The sequence below is a fragment of the Microbacterium sufflavum genome (genome assembly GCF_023091155.1).
Classification (GTDB): Bacteria; Actinomycetota; Actinomycetes; order Actinomycetales; family Microbacteriaceae; genus Microbacterium; species Microbacterium sufflavum.
The window spans coordinates 1181719-1201239 of record NZ_JAHWXK010000001.1; the positions used below are offsets into that span (position 1 = coordinate 1181719).

Annotated in this window: 18 protein-coding genes; 9 read left to right on the top strand and 9 right to left on the bottom strand. The window is 72.8% G+C overall.

The annotated features are described in order from the left end of the window. Positions 1-47: 47 nt before the first annotated feature. Complete coding sequence (locus tag KZC56_RS05875) at positions 48-1277, bottom strand: AI-2E family transporter (RefSeq protein ID WP_247638080.1); 1230 nt, start codon at positions 1275-1277, stop codon at positions 48-50. 62 nt (positions 1278-1339) lie between these two features. On the opposite strand from KZC56_RS05875, the gene KZC56_RS05880 reads away from it, so the two are divergent. Further along, the gene (locus KZC56_RS05880) at positions 1340-1639 is read left to right on the top strand and encodes a chorismate mutase (RefSeq protein WP_136033320.1); all 300 of its coding nucleotides are present in this window, start codon (positions 1340-1342) and stop codon (positions 1637-1639) included. A 2-nt stretch (positions 1640-1641) separates the two neighbouring features. Here KZC56_RS05880 and KZC56_RS05885 read toward each other — a convergent pair whose 3' ends face one another. From KZC56_RS05885 to KZC56_RS05895, 3 genes are all read right to left on the bottom strand, one after another. Continuing rightward, complete coding sequence (locus tag KZC56_RS05885) at positions 1642-3342, bottom strand: long-chain-fatty-acid--CoA ligase (RefSeq protein ID WP_247638081.1); 1701 nt, start codon at positions 3340-3342, stop codon at positions 1642-1644. A 50-nt stretch (positions 3343-3392) separates the two neighbouring features. Beyond that, on the bottom strand, positions 3393-3986 hold the full coding sequence (locus tag KZC56_RS05890) for a short chain dehydrogenase (RefSeq protein ID WP_247638082.1): 594 nt from the start codon (positions 3984-3986) through the stop codon (positions 3393-3395). A 109-nt stretch (positions 3987-4095) separates the two neighbouring features. Then, positions 4096-5187, bottom strand: coding sequence for an ROK family transcriptional regulator (locus KZC56_RS05895; RefSeq protein WP_247638083.1), 1092 nt, complete (start codon positions 5185-5187; stop codon positions 4096-4098). 118 nt (positions 5188-5305) lie between these two features. Between KZC56_RS05895 and KZC56_RS05900 the strand changes: the two genes are divergently transcribed. After that, complete coding sequence (locus tag KZC56_RS05900) at positions 5306-6472, top strand: ROK family protein (protein WP_247638084.1); 1167 nt, start codon at positions 5306-5308, stop codon at positions 6470-6472. A gap of 15 nt (positions 6473-6487) precedes the next feature. On the opposite strand, the gene KZC56_RS05905 is transcribed toward KZC56_RS05900, so the two are convergent. Genes KZC56_RS05905 through KZC56_RS05915 form a run of 3 tightly spaced genes read right to left on the bottom strand, consistent with a single transcriptional unit; the run spans position 6488 to position 9665 of the window. Next, positions 6488-7414: a carbohydrate ABC transporter permease gene (locus tag KZC56_RS05905; protein ID WP_205814344.1), complete on the bottom strand. Its 927-nt coding sequence runs from the start codon at positions 7412-7414 to the stop codon at positions 6488-6490. 2 nt (positions 7415-7416) lie between these two features. Continuing rightward, the gene (locus tag KZC56_RS05910) at positions 7417-8388 is read right to left on the bottom strand and encodes a carbohydrate ABC transporter permease (RefSeq protein WP_136033330.1); all 972 of its coding nucleotides are present in this window, start codon (positions 8386-8388) and stop codon (positions 7417-7419) included. A 29-nt stretch (positions 8389-8417) separates the two neighbouring features. After that, positions 8418-9665, bottom strand: coding sequence for an extracellular solute-binding protein (locus KZC56_RS05915; protein WP_136033332.1), 1248 nt, complete (start codon positions 9663-9665; stop codon positions 8418-8420). A gap of 300 nt (positions 9666-9965) precedes the next feature. On the opposite strand from KZC56_RS05915, the gene KZC56_RS05920 reads away from it, so the two are divergent. The 7 genes from KZC56_RS05920 to KZC56_RS05950 all read left to right on the top strand — a co-directional run bounded on the left by KZC56_RS05920 (position 9966) and on the right by KZC56_RS05950 (position 15181). Continuing rightward, on the top strand, positions 9966-10865 hold the full coding sequence (locus KZC56_RS05920; RefSeq protein WP_136036140.1) for an SIS domain-containing protein: 900 nt from the start codon (positions 9966-9968) through the stop codon (positions 10863-10865). Positions 10866-10890: 25 nt separating this feature from the next. Continuing rightward, a complete protein-coding gene (locus KZC56_RS05925) occupies positions 10891-11883 on the top strand; it encodes an ROK family protein (RefSeq protein ID WP_247638085.1) in 993 nt (330 codons plus the stop codon). Further along, positions 11880-12824, top strand: a complete 945-nt coding sequence (locus KZC56_RS05930; protein WP_247638086.1) for a 1-phosphofructokinase family hexose kinase — start codon at positions 11880-11882, stop codon at positions 12822-12824. Before KZC56_RS05925 ends, KZC56_RS05930 begins: the two co-directional genes overlap by 4 nt. Further along, the gene (locus tag KZC56_RS05935; RefSeq protein WP_136036351.1) at positions 12821-13702 is read left to right on the top strand and encodes a class II fructose-bisphosphate aldolase; all 882 of its coding nucleotides are present in this window, start codon (positions 12821-12823) and stop codon (positions 13700-13702) included. Before KZC56_RS05930 ends, KZC56_RS05935 begins: the two co-directional genes overlap by 4 nt. Before the next feature lie 91 nt (positions 13703-13793). Then, positions 13794-14570, top strand: a complete 777-nt coding sequence (locus tag KZC56_RS05940) for a DeoR/GlpR family DNA-binding transcription regulator (protein ID WP_247638087.1) — start codon at positions 13794-13796, stop codon at positions 14568-14570. A gap of 33 nt (positions 14571-14603) precedes the next feature. After that, the gene (locus KZC56_RS05945) at positions 14604-14837 is read left to right on the top strand and encodes a ribbon-helix-helix protein (RefSeq protein WP_136032253.1); all 234 of its coding nucleotides are present in this window, start codon (positions 14604-14606) and stop codon (positions 14835-14837) included. Next, on the top strand, positions 14837-15181 hold the full coding sequence (locus KZC56_RS05950) for a type II toxin-antitoxin system PemK/MazF family toxin (protein WP_136032251.1): 345 nt from the start codon (positions 14837-14839) through the stop codon (positions 15179-15181). The genes KZC56_RS05945 and KZC56_RS05950 overlap by 1 nt, the downstream gene beginning before the upstream one ends. Before the next feature lie 265 nt (positions 15182-15446). On the opposite strand, the gene KZC56_RS05955 is transcribed toward KZC56_RS05950, so the two are convergent. Both KZC56_RS05955 and KZC56_RS05960 read right to left on the bottom strand, forming a co-directional pair. Beyond that, on the bottom strand, positions 15447-17894 hold the full coding sequence (locus KZC56_RS05955) for a CHAT domain-containing protein (protein ID WP_247638088.1): 2448 nt from the start codon (positions 17892-17894) through the stop codon (positions 15447-15449). Between the two features lie 45 nt (positions 17895-17939). Then, positions 17940-19511, bottom strand: a complete 1572-nt coding sequence (locus KZC56_RS05960) for a S8 family peptidase (RefSeq protein ID WP_247638089.1) — start codon at positions 19509-19511, stop codon at positions 17940-17942. Positions 19512-19521: the final 10 nt, after the last annotated feature.

Below are 19521 nucleotides of genomic sequence, written 5' to 3' on the forward strand. Positions count from 1 at the left end.
GCGCCCGGTCCCTCGCGGGGCCGGGCGCTTCCGTGTGCGTGTCGAGGCTAGGTGCGGGCGTCCTGGCGGGGGACCAGCACCTGCTTGATGATGATGAGGATCGACGCGGTCACGGGCACAGCGACCAGGGCGCCGAGCAGACCGAGCAGTGTGCCGCCGGCCAGCGCCCCGATGACCACGAGCGAGCCGGGCACGGCCACGGCGCGGTTCATGACCCGCGGGGTGAGCACATACGCCTCGATCTGCATGTAGACGAGGTAGATCGCGGCGAAGATCAGCGCCGCGATCGGGTTGGTGAACAGCGCGAGTCCCGTGCCGATGATCCAGAAGAGCACAGAGCCGACGAGGGGGATGAGCGTCACGCAGAACGCGATCGCGGCCATGAGCGGCGGGAACGGCAGGCCGAGCACCGCGTACAGGATGAGGGCGAGGGTCGCGTTGCAGAACGCCAGCACGACCATGCCCATCACGTAGCCGCCCACGGAGTCGGTGATCTGCTCGCTGATGTCGCTCGCGCGGTCCCGGTCGCGCGCGGGCGCCAGGCGCAGCAGACCCTGCTTCATGGCCGGGAGCGTCGCGAGGAAGTAGAGCGTCAGCACCAGCACCACGATCGCGCCGGAGATGCCGGAGGCGATCGAGGCGCCCACCGCGAGGGCTCCGCCGCCGATGGTGGCGAGGTTGCCGATGTCGGACAGGAAGCTCTGCACCTCGCTGACGAGGTCTTGGAACTGGTCGCCGAACTGGTCGTTGAGGGTCTTGTAGAGGTCGGTCCTGGTGAAGTCCTGGACCATGCCGGGGACGGACCGGACGAACTCGGCGATCTGGTCGACGACGATCGGGATGATCATCCACAGCACCAGACCGAAGACCACGATGAGGGCGACGATCGTGATGACGACGGCGATGGCGCGGGAGAGGCCGCGCCGTTCCAGGAAGCGCACCGCCGGATCGAGGCCGAGCGCGCCGAACAGGGCGAGCGCGATGTAGATGAGCACGGTGGACAGGTTCCACAGGGCGAGGCCGATCACGAACGCGCCGAGACCGCCCAGGGTGACCAGGAAGCCGAACACGAACGGCCGGTCGATGCGTGTCCAGAACGAGCGGCTGGGTGTGGTCGGCTCGATCACCACCGGACGCGGCGGGGTCGCGGTGGTCGCGGGAGCCCCGGCGTCGGGCGGTCCGGGGAGCGCGGCATCAACGGGTGCCGGGGCCGCGTCCGAGGGCTGCGGGAGCGCGTCGTCGTGGGAGGCGGGGGCCGGCGACTCGTCGTTGCTCATGTGCACACGATAGCGCTGGACCCCCGCCGGTCAGGGGTGCCCCTCGCCCCTAGAGTGGGGGGATGACCGCCGTAGAGGATCCGAAGGCCGAGCTGCTCCGTCTGCGCGCCACCATCGACAACATCGATGCGGCGCTGATCTTCATGCTGGCCGAGCGGTTCCGCGCCACGCAGCAGGTGGGGCACCTCAAGGCCGAGCACGCGATGCCCCCGTCCGACCCGAAGCGCGAGGAGCAGCAGGTCGCCCGGCTGCGCGCGCTCGCCGAAGAGGCGCACCTCGACCCCGAGTTCGCGGAGAAGTGGTTCAACTTCGTGGTCGCCGAGGTCATCCGCCACCACACCGAGGCCGCCGAGAGCCGCTGACCTCAGCGGTCCCGCAGCATCCGGTCGCGCACCTCGCGCCGCAGCACCTTGCCGATGAGGGACCGCGGGAGCTCATCCACCGCGACGATCCGGCGCGGCACCTTGTAGGCGGTCAGCCGGGTGCGGCAGAAGTCGCGCAGCGCCTCGACGTCCGGCACCGCACCCTCACGGAACACCACGGCCGCCGCGACCTCCTCACCGCCGCTCGACCGCGGCAGGCCCACGACCGCGGCCGCCACGACATCGGGGTGGGCGTCGAGCGCATCCTCCACCTCGCTGGGCGACACGTTGAAGCCGCCCGTGATGATGAGCTCCTTGCGGCGGTCCACGATCGTCACGAACCCGTCGGGCGAGACCTCGGCGATGTCGCCCGAGCGCAGCCAACCGCCGGGGAGCAGCGCCTCGGCCGTCTCGCCGGGGCGCTGCCAGTACCCCTGGAACACCTGGGGACCGCGGATCAAGAGCTCCCCGCGCTCGCCGCCGGGGACGTCCTTCTCCGGGTCGTCGGGGTCGACGAGCCGGATCTCGGTGCTGGGGAACGGCACGCCGACGGTGCCCGGTCGTCGCGTGGGTCCCATGGGGTTGCCGAGCGCGACGGGAGACGCCTCGGTCATGCCGTACCCCTCCACGAGCAGTCCTCCGGTCGCGTCCTCCCAGCGCCGCACGGTCGCGACGGGCAGGCTCATCGCCCCGGAGATCGCGAAGCGCACGCGGGACAGGTCGATGGTGCCGCGTCCGGCCGCCCGGGCGAGCTGGTCGTAGATGGGCGGCACGGCCGGGAGGAACGTGGGCGGGCGCGTGCGGGCGGCCGTCGTCACCAGGCCCAGATCGAACGTGGGGAACAGGACCACGGTCGCGCCGATGCTGAGCGCGAACGTGAGGCACAGCGTCATGCCGTAGGCGTGGAACAGCGGCAGCACGGCGTAGAACGTCTCCTCGCCGTCGCGCAGTCCCGGCACCCAGGCGCGACCCTGCATCGCGTTCGCGCGGAGGTTGGCGTGGCTGAGGATCGCCCCCTTCGGCGTGCCCGTCGTCCCGCTCGTGTACTGCAGCAGCGCGGTGTCGCCGAGCGCGGGCGCCGGCACGCGGCGGGAGATGCGGCCGTGACCCAGGAGCCCCTTCCACGGCCGCACGTGGCGTGAGCGCGGAGAGCCGGTGAGCTTGGCCCGCGACTCCCTGGCCTTCGGAAGGGGCAGCCGGAGGAGGAAGCGCTTCGACCACGGCATCGCAGCCGTGATGTCGACGCTCACGACGTGGTCGACGCGCACGTCGTCGGGGAAGCCGTCGATGGTGTCGGCGACCTTGTCCCACACGATCGCGACGCGGGCGCCGTGGTCCTCGAACTGGTGGCGCAGTTCCCTGGCGGTGTAGAGCGGGTTGTGCTCGACGACGATGGCGCCCAGGCGGAGCACGGCGTAGAACGCGACCACGTGCTGCGGGCAGTTGGGCAGCACGAGGGCGACCCGGTCGCCGGCGCTCACCCCGAGGCGCCGCAGTCCCTCCGCCGCGTGGTCGATCTGCGCGCCGAGCTCGCGGTAGGTCGTCACCGCGCCGAAGAACTCCAGCGCGGGACGGCGGCCGTACCGTCGGACGCTCGCCGCCATCATCTGCGGCAGCGTCTGGGTCGGCTCGTCGATCTCGGCGGGGACGCCCTCCGCGTACGCGGCGAGCCAGGGTCGGGTCGAGAGGCGGGGGTCGGTCATGTTCTCATCCTGCGCCACGGACGCGGGCGGCGCGGCCCCCTTGACGGGAGTCAGACCGGGAGCACACGTCCGGTGATCACGCCCTCGACGGCGCGCACGTAGGCGCGACCCACCTCCTCGTCGGTGACGGGGCGGTGGCCGGGGAAGCTGTCGAAGTAGCCGGGGGAGTTGGCGAGCACGTCGGGGGAGACCGCGTTGATGCGGATGCCGCGCGGTGCCTCGGCGGCGGCGGTGAGCACGAACGACTCCAGGGCGCCGTTGGCCATCGCGGCGGCGGCCCCGGTGGCGAGGGGCTCCCGGGCGAGCACCCCGCTGGTCAGCGTGATCGAGCCGCCGTCGGCGACGACGGGAAGGGCCTCGCGCACCACGTCGAGCTGGGCGAGCGTCTTGCCCGTGAACGCCGCGAGGTAGTCGTCGCGGCTCAGGTCGCTGAGCGGCCGGAAGGGCACCGAGCCGACGGCCACCACGACCGCGTCGAGGCGTCCGATGCGCGCGAACAGCTCCCGGATCGACGACGGGTCGGTCACGTCCACGCGCTCATCGCCGCTGCGGGAAGCGCGGATCACCTGGTGGCCGCGGGTCTCCAGGGTCGCGGCCACCACGCCGCCGATGCTGCCGGTCGCGCCGATCACCAGTGCCTTCATGGGTGCCTCCGTGGGGTCTCTTGCTTCCGCGCGCAGACGCGCACCGCTCGAGTCTTGCACCCTTCGCGACGGGAGGGTCCGCGAGGGCCAGGGTGTCGGCGGGACGGGGTCAGCGGGGGCTGAACGCTGCAGCGACCACGCGGGCGGCGGCCCCGCGCAGCACCGCGTCGTCGAGCGTGCTGGAGGCGACCGCGGGCCCGAGCGAGGGGTGCGACGCCGCGCGGACCGCGGTCGCCGTGGCCTCGACGAACGCGGGTGTGGCGATGTCGGACGGTCCGCTCAGCAGGATCGACGGAAGGTCGACGGCCGCGGCGATCACGGAGAGCGAGGTGCCCAGTCGCGCCCCCGCCTCGGCGAGCACCGCGTCTCGGTCTGCGCCGGGCTCGTCGAGACGGCGGCGCAGCGCGGGCGTCGACGCCCACGCGTGCACGCAGCCGTCGCGTCCGCACAGGCAGCGGTCGCCGGGGTCTCCGCCGGCGACGACGTGGGCGAGCTCGCGGGCGCCGATCGACCGCTCGACGGGCGCGCCGTCGTCGCCCACCACCCGGATCGCGGTGCCGATGCGACCGCCGAGGCGCACGAGCAGGAAGTCGGTGCCGACCGCGCCGAACCGCAGCTCCGCGTCGGCGACCAGGTCGGCGTCGTCGAACACGTGCACGGGCAGGGCGAGGTCGTCGGCCAGACGCGGCCCGAGGCCGAGGAGAGCGGGCGATCCGGACGGGGCGCCGATGCCGATGCCGAGCGGGGCGCTGCTCGCACGCCCGGCCAGGTCGACGGCGAGGGCGGCGATCGCGGTGGCTGGATCCGCGTCGTCCAGCGCGACGTCGGCACGGTGGTCGATGCGGCCGTCGGGGGTCGCGAGGGCGCCGGTGATCCGTCCGGGAGTGCTGAGGTCGAGGGCGATCACCTGCACGGCGCGCTGGTCGAACTCGAGCATGACGGCCGGCTTCCCCGGACGGGCGTCCTGGCTCATGCCGCTCTCGCGGATCACGCCGTCGTCGAGCAGGTCGCGCACGACCTCGGAGATCGTGGGCCGGGCGAGCCCGGTGAGGCGGGACAGGTCGGCGCGGCTCGCCGCCGCGTGCTCCATGAGGGTGCGCAGCACGAGGGCGCGGTTGCGTTCACGGATGGCGCGCGCGTGGGTGGGTGCCGAGACTCGTGCCCGGTCGCCGGGGCGCTCTAGGATCTGGGGGTAGTGCACGTCGTTCCTCCCCGCTCCGCCCGGACGACTAAGTTTAATGAATAAACTAACTGGGTCGAGCGTACGGAGCGCCGTGCGTGCTGTCAATCACCGCACCCACCCCCGGGGGACCGTGAGCATGTTCACCACCGACGACGCGCTGGACACCCAGGCCGCCGTCCGCCGTGCGAACCTGCGCCGAGCCCTGCAGCTCGTGTTCCAGGCGTCTGGCACCCAGACCCGCGCCGGCATCGCCCGGGCGACCGGGCTCACCGCCGCCACCTCCTCCTCGCTCGTCGCCGAGCTGATCGACAGCCGGCTGGTGGTCGAGGGCGAGCAGGCCGTCAGCACCGGCGGCAAACGCGCCACCACCCTGAGCGTCGACGGCGCCCACCACCTGATCCTCGTGCTCGTCGTGCAGCCCACCAGCGCGCACGTCGCCCTCGTCGCGCTCGACGGGACCGCGCTCGACGCACGCACGGTCGCCTACACCCCCGCGACGCGCGACCGCGTGCTCGACGACACGGTGGCCGAGGCGGCGGCCCGCTTCGGCGCCCGGCTCCTCGCCGTCGGCGTGCAGCTGCCCGGCACCACCGACGGGCGGACCGTGCTGGAGAGCGTGCAGCTGGAGTGGCAGGACGTGCCGCTGGCCGAGCGGTTCGAGGCCATCGCGGGCGCGCCCGTGCTGCTGCTCAACGACGTCGACGCGGAAGCCATCGCCGAGGCCGGGATGGACGAGACGCCGTCGGGCTACCGGCTGTTCGTGCACCTCGGCGGCGGAGTCGGTGCGGCGGTCACCCTCGACGGCGAGCTCGCCCCGGGGCCGCGCGACCGTGCGGGCGAGATCGGGCACGTGCAGGTCGTGTTCGGAGACGCCGCGCGCCCGTGCCGGTGCGGCCAGCGCGGGTGCCTGGAGTCCGCCGCCGCGCTCGGGCCCATGCTGGGCGAGGACTTCACCGACGAGCTCGACCTCCCGGCCGTGCGCGCCCTCGTCGCCCGCGCCGACCAGGGGCAGATCGACGAGGGTGCCCGTGCGCTCGCCCGTGCGGTCAAGCTGATCAGCGCGCTGCTTGACCCGATCGAGGTCGTGATCGGCGGACCGGCGACCGAGCTGGGACCCCGGTTCCTGGAGCGCGTGCGGGAGGAGTCCGGCTATCCGGCGCGGGGCACCCAGCAGCCGCCCATCCGCTACGCCGACCCCCGGGTCCCGCTCTCCGCCGGTGCCGCGCAGGCCGCGCTCACCGCCGCGCTCGGGGTGCGCTGGAGTCCGCAGCAGCTGCGCGCCGCCGCCGCCCCTCGCCCCTGAAACCGCCCGCGCGGGCTACTTCACGCTGCCCGCGGTGAGGCCGCCGACCAGGCGCTTCTCGATCAGCATGAACAGGATGATCACCGGCAGGATCGCGACGATCGAGACGCCGAACACGTACTGCCAGCTGGTCTCGTACTGACCCACGAACTTCGTCAGCGCCACCGACAGCGGCTGGTTCTTGTCGGTCGACAGGATCACGAGCGACGCGGCGAACTCGTTCCAGCAGGCCACGAAGGTGAACACGATCGCGGTGACGATGCCCGGCCACACGAGCGGCAGGTTGATGCGGAAGAGCACCGTCAGGCGTCCTGCGCCGTCGATCTGTGCCGCCTCATCGACCTCCTTGGGGATGCCCGCGAAGAAGGAGTGCATGATCCACACCGCGAACGACAGGTTGAACGCGGCGTTGATGAAGATCATCGCGGCCCACGTGTCGCCGAGGCCGAGCGTGGTGAACTGCCGGAACAGACCCGACGTGAGCACGGCCGGCTGCAGCATCTGCGTGACGATCACGAGGAACAGGAACACCATGCGGCCGGGGAACGTGAACCGGGCCGTGTAGTACGCGGCCGGGAGCGACACCAGCAGCACGAGCAGCGTCGCGAACACCGAGATGACGATCGTCGACACCAGGTTGTACGGCAGCGGCGTCTCGGGCGTCGACCACATCGTGAGGTAGTTCTCCCAGTGCCACTCGGTCGGGAGGTAGGTCGGGTCGACCGAGCGGATCTGCGCCTTGGTCTTCACCGAGCCGAAGAACATCACGAGGTACGGCAGCACGAAGATCGCCAGCACGAGGAATCCCGCGGCCGTGCGCAGGATCACGCGCGGCAGCGACACCTGGTCGGCGGTGTAGCGGCGCCGACGGCCGGGGATCGGCGGGGTGCGGCGACCACGGGAGTCGGCGGTGGTCACGAGGGCGGTCTCGGTCACGGTCATGATCAGACCTCCTTCATGGGCTTGACGATCTTCACGTACGCCGCGACGATCACGATCACGATGAGGAAGGCGACGACGGACAGGGCGCTGGCGACGTCGACCTTCTTCTGCAGCTCGATGTACTTGAAGATCAGGGTCATGATCGTGTCGGCGCCGTAGCCGGGGATCGACCCGGTCATCACCTTGAGGATCGGCAGCGAGTTGAACACGTTGATGATGTTGATGAGGATCGCCACGGCGAGGGCGCTGCGCAGCTGCGGCAGCACGATCGACCAGTAGGTGCGGGCGGGACCGGCGCCGTCCATCTTCGCGGCCTCGATCGCGTCGGCGGGCACGGCCTGCAACCCGGCGAGGATCGTGTACGTGGTGAACGGCAGCGACACGAACACGGCGATCACGATCGACCAGGTGAACGCGGTCGCGGGGTTCTTCGTCCACCCGTAGCCGACCGCGTCGTCGGAGAGCCCGATGTCGTAGAGGAACTTGTTGAAGATGCCGAAGTACGGCTCGAGGCTGTAGTAGAACACCATGGTCGTCATCACGACCGAGGCCGCCCACGGCACGATGACGGCCATGCGCACGAGCTGGCGCCCGGGGAACGCCTTGTTGAGGATCTGCGCGAGCCCGAGCGAGATCACCACGGTGAGCGCGACCACCGACACGACCCACACGATCGTGCGGAAGAAGATGGGCCAGAACTCCGCGAACGTGAACACGGTGACGAAGTTGTCGACGCCGACCGAGCCCTTGTCGAGCCCGGAGAGGGAGATGTCGCGCGTCGAGTTGAAGAACATGACGCCGGCGGGGAACAGCACCACGCCGATGATGAGCACCAGTGCCGGTGCGATCCAGGGCAGCGCCTGGAGGAGGTCCCGTCCGCCGGGGCGGCCGCGACCGGCGGCCCCGGCGTCGGGGGTGCGGGGGCGGCCGGTCGCCGCCCCCGCGAGGTTCGAGGATTCTGTGGTCTGGCTCATGGGATACCCGAACCTCTCCGTTCTGCGGGTCAGCCCGCGTCGACCTGCGCCTGGATCTCGGTCAGCACGTCCTGTGCCGGCTTCGACTGGAGCTGACCGAACAGCGACTTGAACGCACCGTCGGCGGCCGACCACTTCGGGTTCGTCGACGGGTAGAACTGCGCGTCGGGCAGCACGTCGAGGAACGGCTTGAGCGCCTCCTCGCCGGACAGCTTCTCGGCGCCGGACTTGGTGACGGGCAGGAAGCCCTCGGCCTGCACCCACGGCACGTACACGTCGGGAGCGTAGTAGTAGTCGAAGAACTTGGTGATCGCGTCCTTCTTGTCGTCGTCGTTCTGGAACGCCATCAGCTGGTCCATGACGCCGAGCGTGAACGGCGAGCCGTCCTTGGTCGGGATCGGGACGATGGAGTAGTCCAGCTCGGGGTTGCTGTCGGCGATCTGCCCGACCGTGGGCGGCAGGCCGACCTGCATGCCGATCTTGCCCTGGATGAAGATGTCCATCAGCGGGGAGCGCTGCGTGGAGCCCGGGTCGGCCTGGGTCGCACCGGCGTCGATCATCTTCTTGATCTGCTCGGCACCGACGAGGTTCTCGGGGGTGTCGATCGTGATCTCGGACGCGTCACCGAACGAGCCGCCGCCGCCCCACAGCCACACGGCCGCCTCGGCCTGTGCCTCTTCCGAGCCGAGGGGCATGCCGTATCCGGCGACCCCGCCGCCGAGCGCGGAGACCTTGGTGGCCGCGTCGAGCAGCTCGTCCCAGTTGGTGGGCGCCTCGACGCCCGCCTGCTGCAGCAGGGTGTTGTTGACGAAGAGGGCGCGCGCGGAGGCGATGAGCGGCAGGGCGTAGGCCGTGCCGTCGATCTCGGCGTTCTTGATGAAGGAGTCCTGGAAGTCGGAGTAGACCTCGTCCGACACGACGTCCTTGACCGGGTAGAGCAGCTCGTCGCCGACGAACCCGGCGAACGGCCCGCCGTTGTAGATGTCGGGAGCCTCGCCCGCCTGGATCTTGGTGGAGATGACCTTCTCGAGGTTGTCCCACGACTGCACTTCGAGCTTCACGTCGATGTCGGGGTTCTCCTTCTCGAACCCGTCGATCACGTCTTCCCACAGCCCCTTCGTCGCGTCGGAGTAGCTGGGGACGAGCAGGTCGAGCGTGGTCTTGCCGTCGGCGTCCCCGCCGCTGTCGCCGCCCGAACCGCCGAATCCGCACGAGGCGAGCGACAGCGTGGCGACGGCCGCGACGGCAGCCGCCCCGAACCGCAGTGACTTCTTCATGGGCATTGCATTCCTCACTGTGTGTGCCGTGGTCGGTGGGCGGGCGAGCCGCCGTCCGACGGAGCGGGGGTGGTGCACAGTCGCAGAACACTCTTCACGCGACGGTGCGTGGTGATCGATCGCGGTGAGGGCGACCTCTCGGGTCAAGCCGAAGCTTGGGTGGACGTACAGATTATTTGTCAGGCAAACAAACAAAATCAAGCATTCGCCCGATCTTGCTCGATGGTGGTGACATACTATGATCGAAACGCACCCGAAAGAATCACAAATACGCAACTACTCGTCTGAAAGGGTCGACCGATGACCGAAAACCTGCCCGGCGCGCACATGCGCGAAGAACTCCTCTCGCAGCCGGAGATGTGGCAGCGCGCCGCCGATCTCACCGCCGAGCAGGGGCGGCTGCCCGCCCGCGGGGCCAGGGTCGCGGTCGTCGGATGCGGCACCTCCTGGTTCATGGCGCAGTCCTACGCCGCGCTGCGCGAGTCCACGGGACATGGGGAGACCGACGCGTTCGCCGCCTCCGAGGCCTTCGTCGACCGCGGCTACGACGCCATCGTCGCCCTCACGCGGTCCGGCACCACGAGCGAGGTCCTCGACCTGGTCGAGCGCGTGCGCGGACGCGTGCGCACCGTGGGCGTCATCGGCGACCCCGACTCCCCGCTGGTCTCGCTCGTCGACGACGCCGTGCTGCTGCCGTTCGCCGACGAGCAGTCGGTCGTGCAGACCCGCTTCGCCACCACGGCCCTCGCCCTCTTCCGCGCCTCGCTCGGGGAAGACCTGAGCGGGGCGATCGCCGACGCGACCGCCGTGCTCGCCGAGCCCGAGGTCGACGCCGAGCTGCGTGACGCGGAGCAGTACACGTTCCTCGGACGGGGCTGGACCATCGGGCTCGCGCACGAGGCCGCCCTCAAGCTGCGCGAGTCGTCGCAGTCGTGGACCGAGGCCTACCCGTCGATGGACTACCGCCACGGCCCGATCGCGATCGCCGCCCCCGGCCGTGTCACCTGGCAGTTCGGCGACGCCCCCGACGGGCTCGCCGACGAGGTGCGTGCCACGGGCGCCCGCTTCGAGCACCGCGCCATCGACCCCCTCGCCGACCTCGTGCGCCTGCACCGCACGGCCCTCGACCGTGCCCTCGCGCGGGGACTCGACCCCGATCAGCCGCGCAACCTCACGCGATCCGTCATCCTGGATGCATGACCCGCGCACGCACCGGAGCCGAACGATGACGCCGATCGACGGAGCGGACGCGATCCCCGACGTCGAGAAGGACGCCTCCGGCGAGACCCTCGCCGCGGTGCGCTCGCTCGGCCCCGGTGCCCCGGCGCTCGCGTTCGACGTGGGCGGCACCGACATCAAGTCGGCCCTCTTCGACGCCGACGGCACGGCGCTCGGGCTGCGGCGCACCCCGACGCCCGTCGTCGCCGGCGACCGCACGCACGCGATCCTCGACCGGCTGGACGCGCTCGCCGCCGAGCTTCGCGACGCACACCCCGAGGTCGTGCCGCAGGCGGTCGGCCTCGTGGTGCCCGGCATCGTCGACGCCGACGCGGGCATCGGGGTGTTCGCCAGCAACATGGGCTGGCGCGACGCCCCGCTGCGCGACCTCGCCCGCGAACGCCTCGGCCTGCCCGTCGCGTTCGACCACGACGTGCGCGCGGCCAGCTGGGCCGAGCACCGCCTCGGCGGAGCACGCGCCTACGACGACGCCGTGATCCTCGTCATCGGCACGGGCATCGCGGGCGCCCTCCTGGTGGGCGGACGGCCGTACACCGCGGGCGGCTACGCCGGCGAGATCGGCCACTCGCCCATCGCCGACGGCCCGGCCTGCCCGTGCGGCGCGCGCGGCTGCCTGGAGGCCGTCGCCTCCGCCGGTGCGATCGCCCGGCGCTATCGGGAGGACACCGGGGTCGTGCCCGACGGCGCGAAAGACGTGATCGCCAGGGCGGCCGCGGGTGACGAGGTCGCCGCCGTGATCTGGGACTCCGCGCTCGACGCGCTCACGATGTCGCTCGCGCAGCTCACTGCGGTGGTCGCCCCCGAGGCCGTGGTGATCGGCGGCGGGCTCTCGCGCGCCGGAGGAGCACTGTTCGACGAGCTGCGGCGCCGCCTGGCCGCGCGGCTCAGCTTCCACCGGCTGCCGGTGCTCGTGCCCGCCGAGCTCTCCGGCAACGCGGGTCTGATCGGTGCGGCCCTGCGGGCCAGGGAGCTGACGTGATCCTCACCGTCACGCCCAACCCCGCGCTCGACCTGACCTGGCGCGTCGACCGGCTCGTGGAGGGCGGCACCCACCGCGCCGACGCGGGGGCCGCGCGCGCGGGCGGCAAGGGCCTCAACGTGGCCAGGGTCGCGCATGCGCAGGGCGCGCCCGTGCTCGCCGTCACGACCGCGGGCGGCCGCGTGGGCGCCGAGTTCGCGGACGAGCTGAGCGCCAGCGGCGTCCCGCACGTGCTCGTGCCCGTCGCGGCGGAGACCCGGCGCAGCATCGCCCTCGTCGACGAGTCCGCGGGCGACACCACCATCGTGAACGAGCGCGGCGTCAGCCCCTCCGACGCGGAATGGGGGGCGGTGCTGGCCGAGGTGGTCGAGCGGCTCGCCGCGGCGGGCGTGCTCGTGATCTCGGGCAGCGTGCCGCCGGGCACCCCCGAGGCGCTGCTGCCGATGCTGATCGCCGTGGCGCGTGACGCCGGCGTGCCCGTGATCGTCGACACCTCGGGCCCCGCGCTGCTGCGGGCCGCCGACGCCGGGGCCACCGTGCTCAAGCCCAACGCCGCCGAGCTCGCCGAAGCCACCGGCATCGACGACCCGGTGCACGCCGCCCGCACCCTGCTGGAGCGCGGTGCCGAGCTCGTGCTGCTCTCGCTGGGCGCCGACGGCATGCTCGCGGTGACCGACGACGAGCTCGTGCACGCGCGACTCGACGAGCCCCTCGCGGGGAACCCGACCGGTGCGGGCGACGCCGGGGTCGCCGCCTGCGCCGTGCTGTACGCCGAGGGCGAGCGCGACCCCGAGACGGTGCTCCGCCGCGCGACGGCCTGGTCGGCGGCGGCCGTGCTCATGCCGCTCGCCGGCGACATCTCGCCCCGCTGGACCGCGCTCGCGCAGCACCTGCGCGTGACCCGCCCCGACCCCGCCCTGTTTCGAAAGGACCCCTCGTGACCCTCGTCTCCGCCAGAGAACTCGTCACCGCCGCCTCGGACGCCGGAACCGGCATCGGCGCGTTCAACGTGATCCACCTCGAGACCGCGGAGGGCCTGGTTCGCGCCGCCGCCCTCGCGGGACTCCCGGTGATCCTGCAGATCTCGCAGAACTGCGCCGACTATCACGGCGGCCTGGAGCCCATCGCGCTCGCCTCGCTCGCGCTGGCCCGCCGGGCGGAGACACCGGTCGCGGTGCACCTCGACCACGCCGAACGACCGGAGCTGGTCGACGAGGCCGTCGCGCTCGGCTTCGGCTCCGTCATGTTCGACGGCGGCGCGCTGCCCTACGACGAGAACGTCGCGCTGACGGCCGAGGTCGCCGCGCGCGCACACCGGGCTGGCGTGTTCGTGGAGGGCGAGCTGGGCGAGGTGGGCGGCAAGGACGGCGCGCACGCACCCGGAGTGCGCACCGACCCCGACGAGGCCAGGGCCTTCGTGGCCGCGACCGGGGTGGACGCCCTCGCGGTGGCGGTCGGCTCGTCGCACGCCATGACCGACCGCACGGCGTCGCTCGACCTCGACCTCATCGCGCGGCTACGGGCGGCACTGCGCGGCGCCGGGGCGGCCGGGGCGGACGTGCCCCTCGTGCTGCACGGCTCGTCCGGGGTGGCCGACGCCGTGATCGCCGACGCGGTGCGGGCGGGCATGACCAAGATCAACGTCTCGACCCATCTGAACGGCTTCTTCACGCGGGCCGTGCGCGATGTGCTGGACCGCGACGAGCGGCTGGTCGACTCCCGGAAGTACCTCGCACCCGCCCGCGACGCGCTGGCGCAGGAGGCGGCGCGGATGCTGCGGCTGTTCGCGCTGCAGACCGACACGGCGGCCGCGGGATGAGCGTGGCGGCGACAGGGCCGCAGGCGCTCGCGGTCGGCCGTCACCACGGAGGTCACGGGTTCCCGCCGCAGCACTCCTCCGGGAGCACGCGGTGAAGCGGGCGGCACGGCTGAACGCGATCCTCGACCTGCTCGCCGCCAGCGGTGAGGTCACGGTGGACGAGCTCGTCGACCGGTTCGGCGCCTCGCCGGCCACCACCCGCCGCGACCTCGACACCCTGGCCGAGCAGCGCCTGCTCACGCGCACGCACGGCGGTGCGGTGGCGCAGACGGTCGCCTACGAGCTGCCCATCCGCTACAAGAGCCACCTGCGCACGCACGAGAAGGCGAGCATCGCCCAGGCCGCGGCCGACCTGGTGTCGCCCGGCATGGTGGTGGGTCTCTCCGGGGGCACCACGACGACCGCGATCGCGGCCGCCCTCGCCGCCAGGGAGGACCTGGCCGCCGACGGCGGCGTCACGGTCGTCACGAACGCGGTCAACATCGCGGCACAGCTCGCCACGCGGCCCGACATCAAGGTCGTGGTCACCGGCGGCGTCATCCACTCCCGCACGTACGAGCTCGTGGGGCCGTTCGTGGAACAGCTGCTGCGCGGGGTGCGGCTCGACATCGCGTTCCTGGGCGTGAACGGCATGGACGCCGCGGCGGGTGCCACCACGCAGGACGAGCGCGAGGCCGCCGTGAACCGCATGATGGCCGAGCGTGCCCGGCGCGCGGTCGTGGTGACCGACGGCAGCAAGCTCGGCGTCGAGGCGTTCTCCGCGGTGGGCGGACCCGAGCTGTTCCACACCGTCATCACCGACCGCGGGGCCGAGCCCGCGCTGGTCGAGGCGCTGCGCAACGCCGGGTACGTCGTGCTCCTCGCCTGAGCCCGCGCGGCGGGGGCTCGGTATACTGAAAGTATGACCACGACGATCAAGGTGAGTGACGAGCTCCGCGATCGGCTGAAGGATCAGGCGGCTCGCGACGGGCTGACACTGGGCGCTCACCTCGCCCATCTCGCCGACGCCGAGGATCGCCGCCGACGCCTCGAGTCGCTGCGCACGGCGGTCGCCCTCTCCTCTCCCGAGGACGCCGCTTCGCATGCGGCCGAGACGGCGGCGTGGGAGCGGGTCGAATCGGCAGACGCCTCCTGATGGCAGACCCTGATCTCGCCCCCGGAGTGATCGTCTGGGTGTCGTTGGAACCGGTGCGCGGCCGCGAACAGGGTGGACACCGACCCGTCCTCCTCGTCGCCTCCGCCGGGTATCTGGACGCCGTCACCACCCTGGTGATCGGCTTGCCGATCACCACGACCGACCGTGGGTGGCCCAATCACATCCGCATCGACGGGCCGAGCGGACTGGACCGTCCGTCCTGGGTCATGACCGAGCAGCCGCGCACGCTCACGCGGGAACGGATCACGGGCGTCGCGGGGAGGGTGTCCGCGGACTGTCTCGCCTCCGTCCGGCTGTGGCTGGGAGACTTCCTCGACCTGTGACGGTGCTCCTCGCCTGAGCCCGCGCGGGCGCACCCCAAGGGCCCCGGCGTCCCCAGATCGCCGAGGCCCTGTGAGGTGTCGCGGCTGCATCCGCGGCTCCCCAGAGCAGTTGGTGTCCCTGTCGTGCGCGCTCCCCAGTGCGCTGTTTCCCCAGATCCGACGGCGCCTCCCTCGCGCCTCCTCCTTCGAGGCCCTTCGCCTGCGACACCTTCCGAAGAACAGGAGTCACCGCCTGCGGTTCTGATACACCGATTGGAGAAAAAGGTCAGAATCCGTCGCCGTGGCACTGGAACGGCGCGATCACGCCCGTCGTGACGGCCGCGGAGGCCAGGGCGTCCGCCGGTGCAGCGCCCTCGGTCAGCCCGGCGTGCACGGCCGCCAGCAGCTCGCACGCATCGTCGTCGGGCACCGCGACGGGGGCCGCGATCACGCACTCGGTGCCCGCGTGCAACCACACCCGCGTCATGCCCAGCGCCTCCTCCCCCCAGCGCACCGACGAGCGCCCCAGCTCACACGCCGACAGGATCACGGTGCGCGGCGCCCGCGGGATCAGGTCCACGTCGTAGCCGAACAGCGTGCCGTCGCTCAGCTCGAACCCGGAGAACAGGGGGTTGTCGACCGCGTGCCGTCCGTGCGCCGCGATGTGCAGCAGCTCCGCGTCGCCCGCGAGGGTCGTCACCGCACCCACCGTCGCCTCCGCACCCTCGTACACGCGCGTCGAGGCACGGTCCGTCCAGGCCGAGGCCGCACGCTGCACCTCCTCGCCCGCGCGGCGCACGCGAGGACCGGCGGCGAAGCCCACGACGGGCGACGCGGCGCGCGGTGCCCGGTCGGCTCCGAGCCACCGCGACACCGACGTGACGAGCGTGAACGGCAACCCGCGCATGCCGGGCAGCATGGCCCACGGCACGCCCCCGAGGATGCCGGGCACCGTGATCGCCACGCGCGACGCCCGCGGCACGGCCCGCCGCAGCGGTGCGAGCAGCCCCGCGTCGAGCAGCTCCAGCCGCGCGACGAGGGACCGCTGCGTGACCGCACCCATCGCACCGCCGCGGGTGAGAGCGGCCATGTCGAGGTCGGCCCGCAGCCCGTCGAGCGCCGCCCGCACCCGCGGCCAGTCCAGCTCCACGATGCGCGCCCGGCCCTCGGTCACCGCCACGGCGTGCAGCTCGGAGCCGGTGAAGACGTAGGAGAACACCGCGGTGTCGCGCGGGAGGAGTGCAGACGCCGCCGCCAGGCCGAGCCGCTCGCGCGCGGCGCCGGAGCCGGTCGCCGTCCACTGCCTCTCGCGCACCCGGTCGCGCAGCATCCGCACCCGCGCGTCGGTCGTCCAGTCGGCACCCGCGAGCTCTGCCCGCAGCATCCGCAGCTCCGCCAGGTCCGCCGCCAGGTCCGCGTCGTGCGGGGGCCGCACCGGCGCGACCTGCTGGCTGAGGTGACGCGCCCGCTCCGACCACTCGAACAGGGTCTCCGGGTCGCCGAGGCGCGCCGCCGCCGTGAGCCCGGTGAACACGAGGTCGCTCGCGTGCATCGCGACCGAGGCCTGCAGGTCGAGCGCGCCGAACGACTGCTGCCATGACGACAGCAGGTCGAGGCCCTCGCCCGCGGCCCGCAGCGCCGCCCGGTCGCGGCCTCGGTGCAGGGCCCTCGCTGCCCGCACCTCGTGGACGCGCAGCCGCAGGGGCGTGGGGGCGGACGCGGCGATGCGGGGCAGCCGCCCGGCTCCCTCGCGCCGTGCGGTCAGGCGCAGCGCCGTCGCCTCGGTGCGGAATCCGCTGCGGTCGAGGTCACGGGCGACACGCTCGAACTCCTCGGCCGGGATCGCCCGGTCGGGGTGGGCGCGCTGCCGTGCCTCCAGTCGCACGGCCTCGGCCCGCGCCGTCCACCCCGGTGTCGCCAGGGCGGTGAACCGTCGGGCGGCCAGACGTGCCGCGCGTTCGGCGGCCGCGGGATCATGGCGCAGCAGTGACCGCGCCAGGTGGAACTCCGCCTCGCCGCGCGCCTGCCGCATGCGCTGCGCCCCGAACTGCACGGCCACCCGCCCGAGCAGCACCTCCGCCTCGGTCGTCAGGCCCGCGTCGCGGAGCACCTCGGCCCGATCGAGGTCGGCGATCGCGGCGGCCAGGTCGCTCGCCTCCGCCAGGGCGGGGCGGGAGCGGGTCATGAGCGCGAGGGCGCCCACGAGGTCGCCGCCCAGCAGCGCCGCGTAGCCCAGGTTGTGCGTGGCCTCGGCGACCGGGCCGCGGGCGTCATGCGCCTGATACACGGCGAGGGCGCGGCGGAGGTCGGCGACGCACGCGTCGAGCTCGTGGCGCTGCATGCGCACGACCGAGCGGTTCATCAGGCAGTTCGCGAGCTCGGTGCTCTCGGTCCCCGCGGCGGAGAGCGCGTCGATGGCGCGGGAGAGCTCGGCCTCGGCCTCGGGCAGTCGTCCGCGGTGCATGAGCAGGGTGCCGAGCTGGCCGCCGAGCAGCGCCACCGTCTCGGGCTGCAGTCCCGCGCGCGCGAGGGCCGCCCGGCACAGTTCCTCGGCGGCCGCGGGGTCACCGGTCTGCGTCAGCACGTACGCGCGGGTGCCGTCGATCCGGGCGCGCAACTCGGGGTCGTCGGTGCGCGCGGCCGCGGCGTCGAGGGCACGGCGGGCCTGCGCGAACCGTCGCGTGTTCGCCGCGTCGACGCCGCGCCGATGCAGCTCGCTCGCGGACAGGGGCATCCGTCCAGGATGCCGTGCCGCGACCCCGGTGGGGAAGAGTGCGGGTCAGCCGCGGTCGTGCGGGTCGGGGAGCTCGGCGAGCACGGCGGACACGGCCTTCGCCGCCGCGGCCGGGGTCGCGCCCGCCACCGGGACGGCCCCGAGCTCCGCCGCGATGCGACCGGCGAGGTACGGCGCTGCGAACGACGTGCCGCTCCAGACCGCGAAGCCGCCCCGGTAGTCGTCGGGGTCGAGCGTCTCGCGCACCAGGCCGTCGACGTCGGCCCTGGTCGCCGCCTGGGCACCGCCGACGAACGCGGGCGAGGTGCTGACGACCGCCGCGCCCGGGGCGTACACGTGCACCCAGGGCCCGACGTTGGAGAACAGCGCGACCGAGCGCGACGACGGGTTGAGGGCGCCGACGGCCACGTGCGGTGCGCCCTTGTCGGCGGGCAGCCCGTTGTCGGCTCCCGGCCACGGCCACAGCGACGCCGGGAAGGACGGCCGGTCGATCGCGTCGTTGCCGGCCGAGCACACGACCACGCAGCCGAGCTCGCGCGCCTTCGCCAGCAGCTCGTACAGCGTGCGGCTGAACAGCCCGTCGGTCGGGGTCTCGTGGTAGTAGCTGAGCGACAGGTTGAGCACGTCGATGGGGAAGCCCGTCTTCGGGTCCTCCCGGTGCCGGCGCAGCAGCTCCACCACCTGCGCCACGGTCTCCAGCAGGGTGCTCTCGTCGACCACTCCGAGCGCGCCGGCCACCCGGATCGACAGGATGTCGGCGTCGGGTGCGGTCTGCCGCACGATCCCGGAGATGAACGTGCCGTGCCCGGCCACCGCGTCGATCTCGCCGTCGAGCTGGCCGTACAGGTCGGGGTAGCGTTCGGGGTCGGCGTCGTCGGTGAGCCCGACCGGGACGCCGTCGAGCTCGATGTGCCGCGTGACGATGTCGGACGGCAGCCAGGCGTGCTCGCCGCAGCCCGTGTCGAGCACCGCGACGACCGGGCGTCGTCCGCGCTTCGGCGCTGGAGCGCGCACGGGCGCGGGCCCCAGCCACGAGACGGGCTGCCGTGCCCCGCGGCCCGGCTCCAGATAGTCGTCGCTGCCGCCGGTGCCCGCACCCGCGCCGCGCACGGGGTTGGTGCGGGTGAACGGGTTGGTGCGTGTGAACGGGTTCGTGCGCGTGAAGGGGTTGAGGCCGACGGGGTCGATCGACAGCACGTGCTCGAGGCTCGTGCGCGGCATGGTCGACCGCGACAGGCGCCGTGCCCGCTGCAGCACCCGCCAGGCGTCCGGCGCCACGGGCGACTCGCCCCTGGCCGGCTCGTCGGGCGTGGTCAGGCGCGCGCGCAGGAACCCGGCGACGCCCGGTACCAGCTCGTCGCCGCCGGCCTCGCGCTCCGCCGATTCGATCTCGAGCCGCCAGCCGAAGGTGTCGGCGGCGTCGCGCAGCGTGCGCACCTCGCGGTCGTATGCCTCCTGGTCACCGACGGTGCGCGTGATCAGCAGGCGTTCGGGCAGGTACGCGGTAGGGAAGGCGCGGATGCCGTCCACGGGTTCCGTGCTCGGGTCGAGAGCGGTGCCGCGGCGGATCGATCCCTCCGCGCGGTCCTGCCACGTCCATCCCTGGGGCTGCTCCATCGGTCATCCT

Coding starts and splice junctions, on each gene's coding strand:
- KZC56_RS05875 (WP_247638080.1), bottom strand. CDS start 1,277: ATGAGCAACGACGAGTCGCCGGCCCCCGCCTCCCACGACGACGCGCTC.
- KZC56_RS05880 (WP_136033320.1), top strand. CDS start 1,340: ATGACCGCCGTAGAGGATCCGAAGGCCGAGCTGCTCCGTCTGCGCGCC.
- KZC56_RS05885 (WP_247638081.1), bottom strand. CDS start 3,342: ATGACCGACCCCCGCCTCTCGACCCGACCCTGGCTCGCCGCGTACGCG.
- KZC56_RS05890 (WP_247638082.1), bottom strand. CDS start 3,986: ATGAAGGCACTGGTGATCGGCGCGACCGGCAGCATCGGCGGCGTGGTG.
- KZC56_RS05900 (WP_247638084.1), top strand. CDS start 5,306: ATGTTCACCACCGACGACGCGCTGGACACCCAGGCCGCCGTCCGCCGT.
- KZC56_RS05905 (WP_205814344.1), bottom strand. CDS start 7,414: ATGACCGTGACCGAGACCGCCCTCGTGACCACCGCCGACTCCCGTGGT.
- KZC56_RS05910 (WP_136033330.1), bottom strand. CDS start 8,388: ATGAGCCAGACCACAGAATCCTCGAACCTCGCGGGGGCGGCGACCGGC.
- KZC56_RS05915 (WP_136033332.1), bottom strand. CDS start 9,665: ATGAAGAAGTCACTGCGGTTCGGGGCGGCTGCCGTCGCGGCCGTCGCC.
- KZC56_RS05920 (WP_136036140.1), top strand. CDS start 9,966: ATGACCGAAAACCTGCCCGGCGCGCACATGCGCGAAGAACTCCTCTCG.
- KZC56_RS05925 (WP_247638085.1), top strand. CDS start 10,891: ATGACGCCGATCGACGGAGCGGACGCGATCCCCGACGTCGAGAAGGAC.
- KZC56_RS05945 (WP_136032253.1), top strand. CDS start 14,604: ATGACCACGACGATCAAGGTGAGTGACGAGCTCCGCGATCGGCTGAAG.
- KZC56_RS05950 (WP_136032251.1), top strand. CDS start 14,837: ATGGCAGACCCTGATCTCGCCCCCGGAGTGATCGTCTGGGTGTCGTTG.
- KZC56_RS05955 (WP_247638088.1), bottom strand. CDS start 17,894: ATGCCCCTGTCCGCGAGCGAGCTGCATCGGCGCGGCGTCGACGCGGCG.
- KZC56_RS05960 (WP_247638089.1), bottom strand. CDS start 19,511: ATGGAGCAGCCCCAGGGATGGACGTGGCAGGACCGCGCGGAGGGATCG.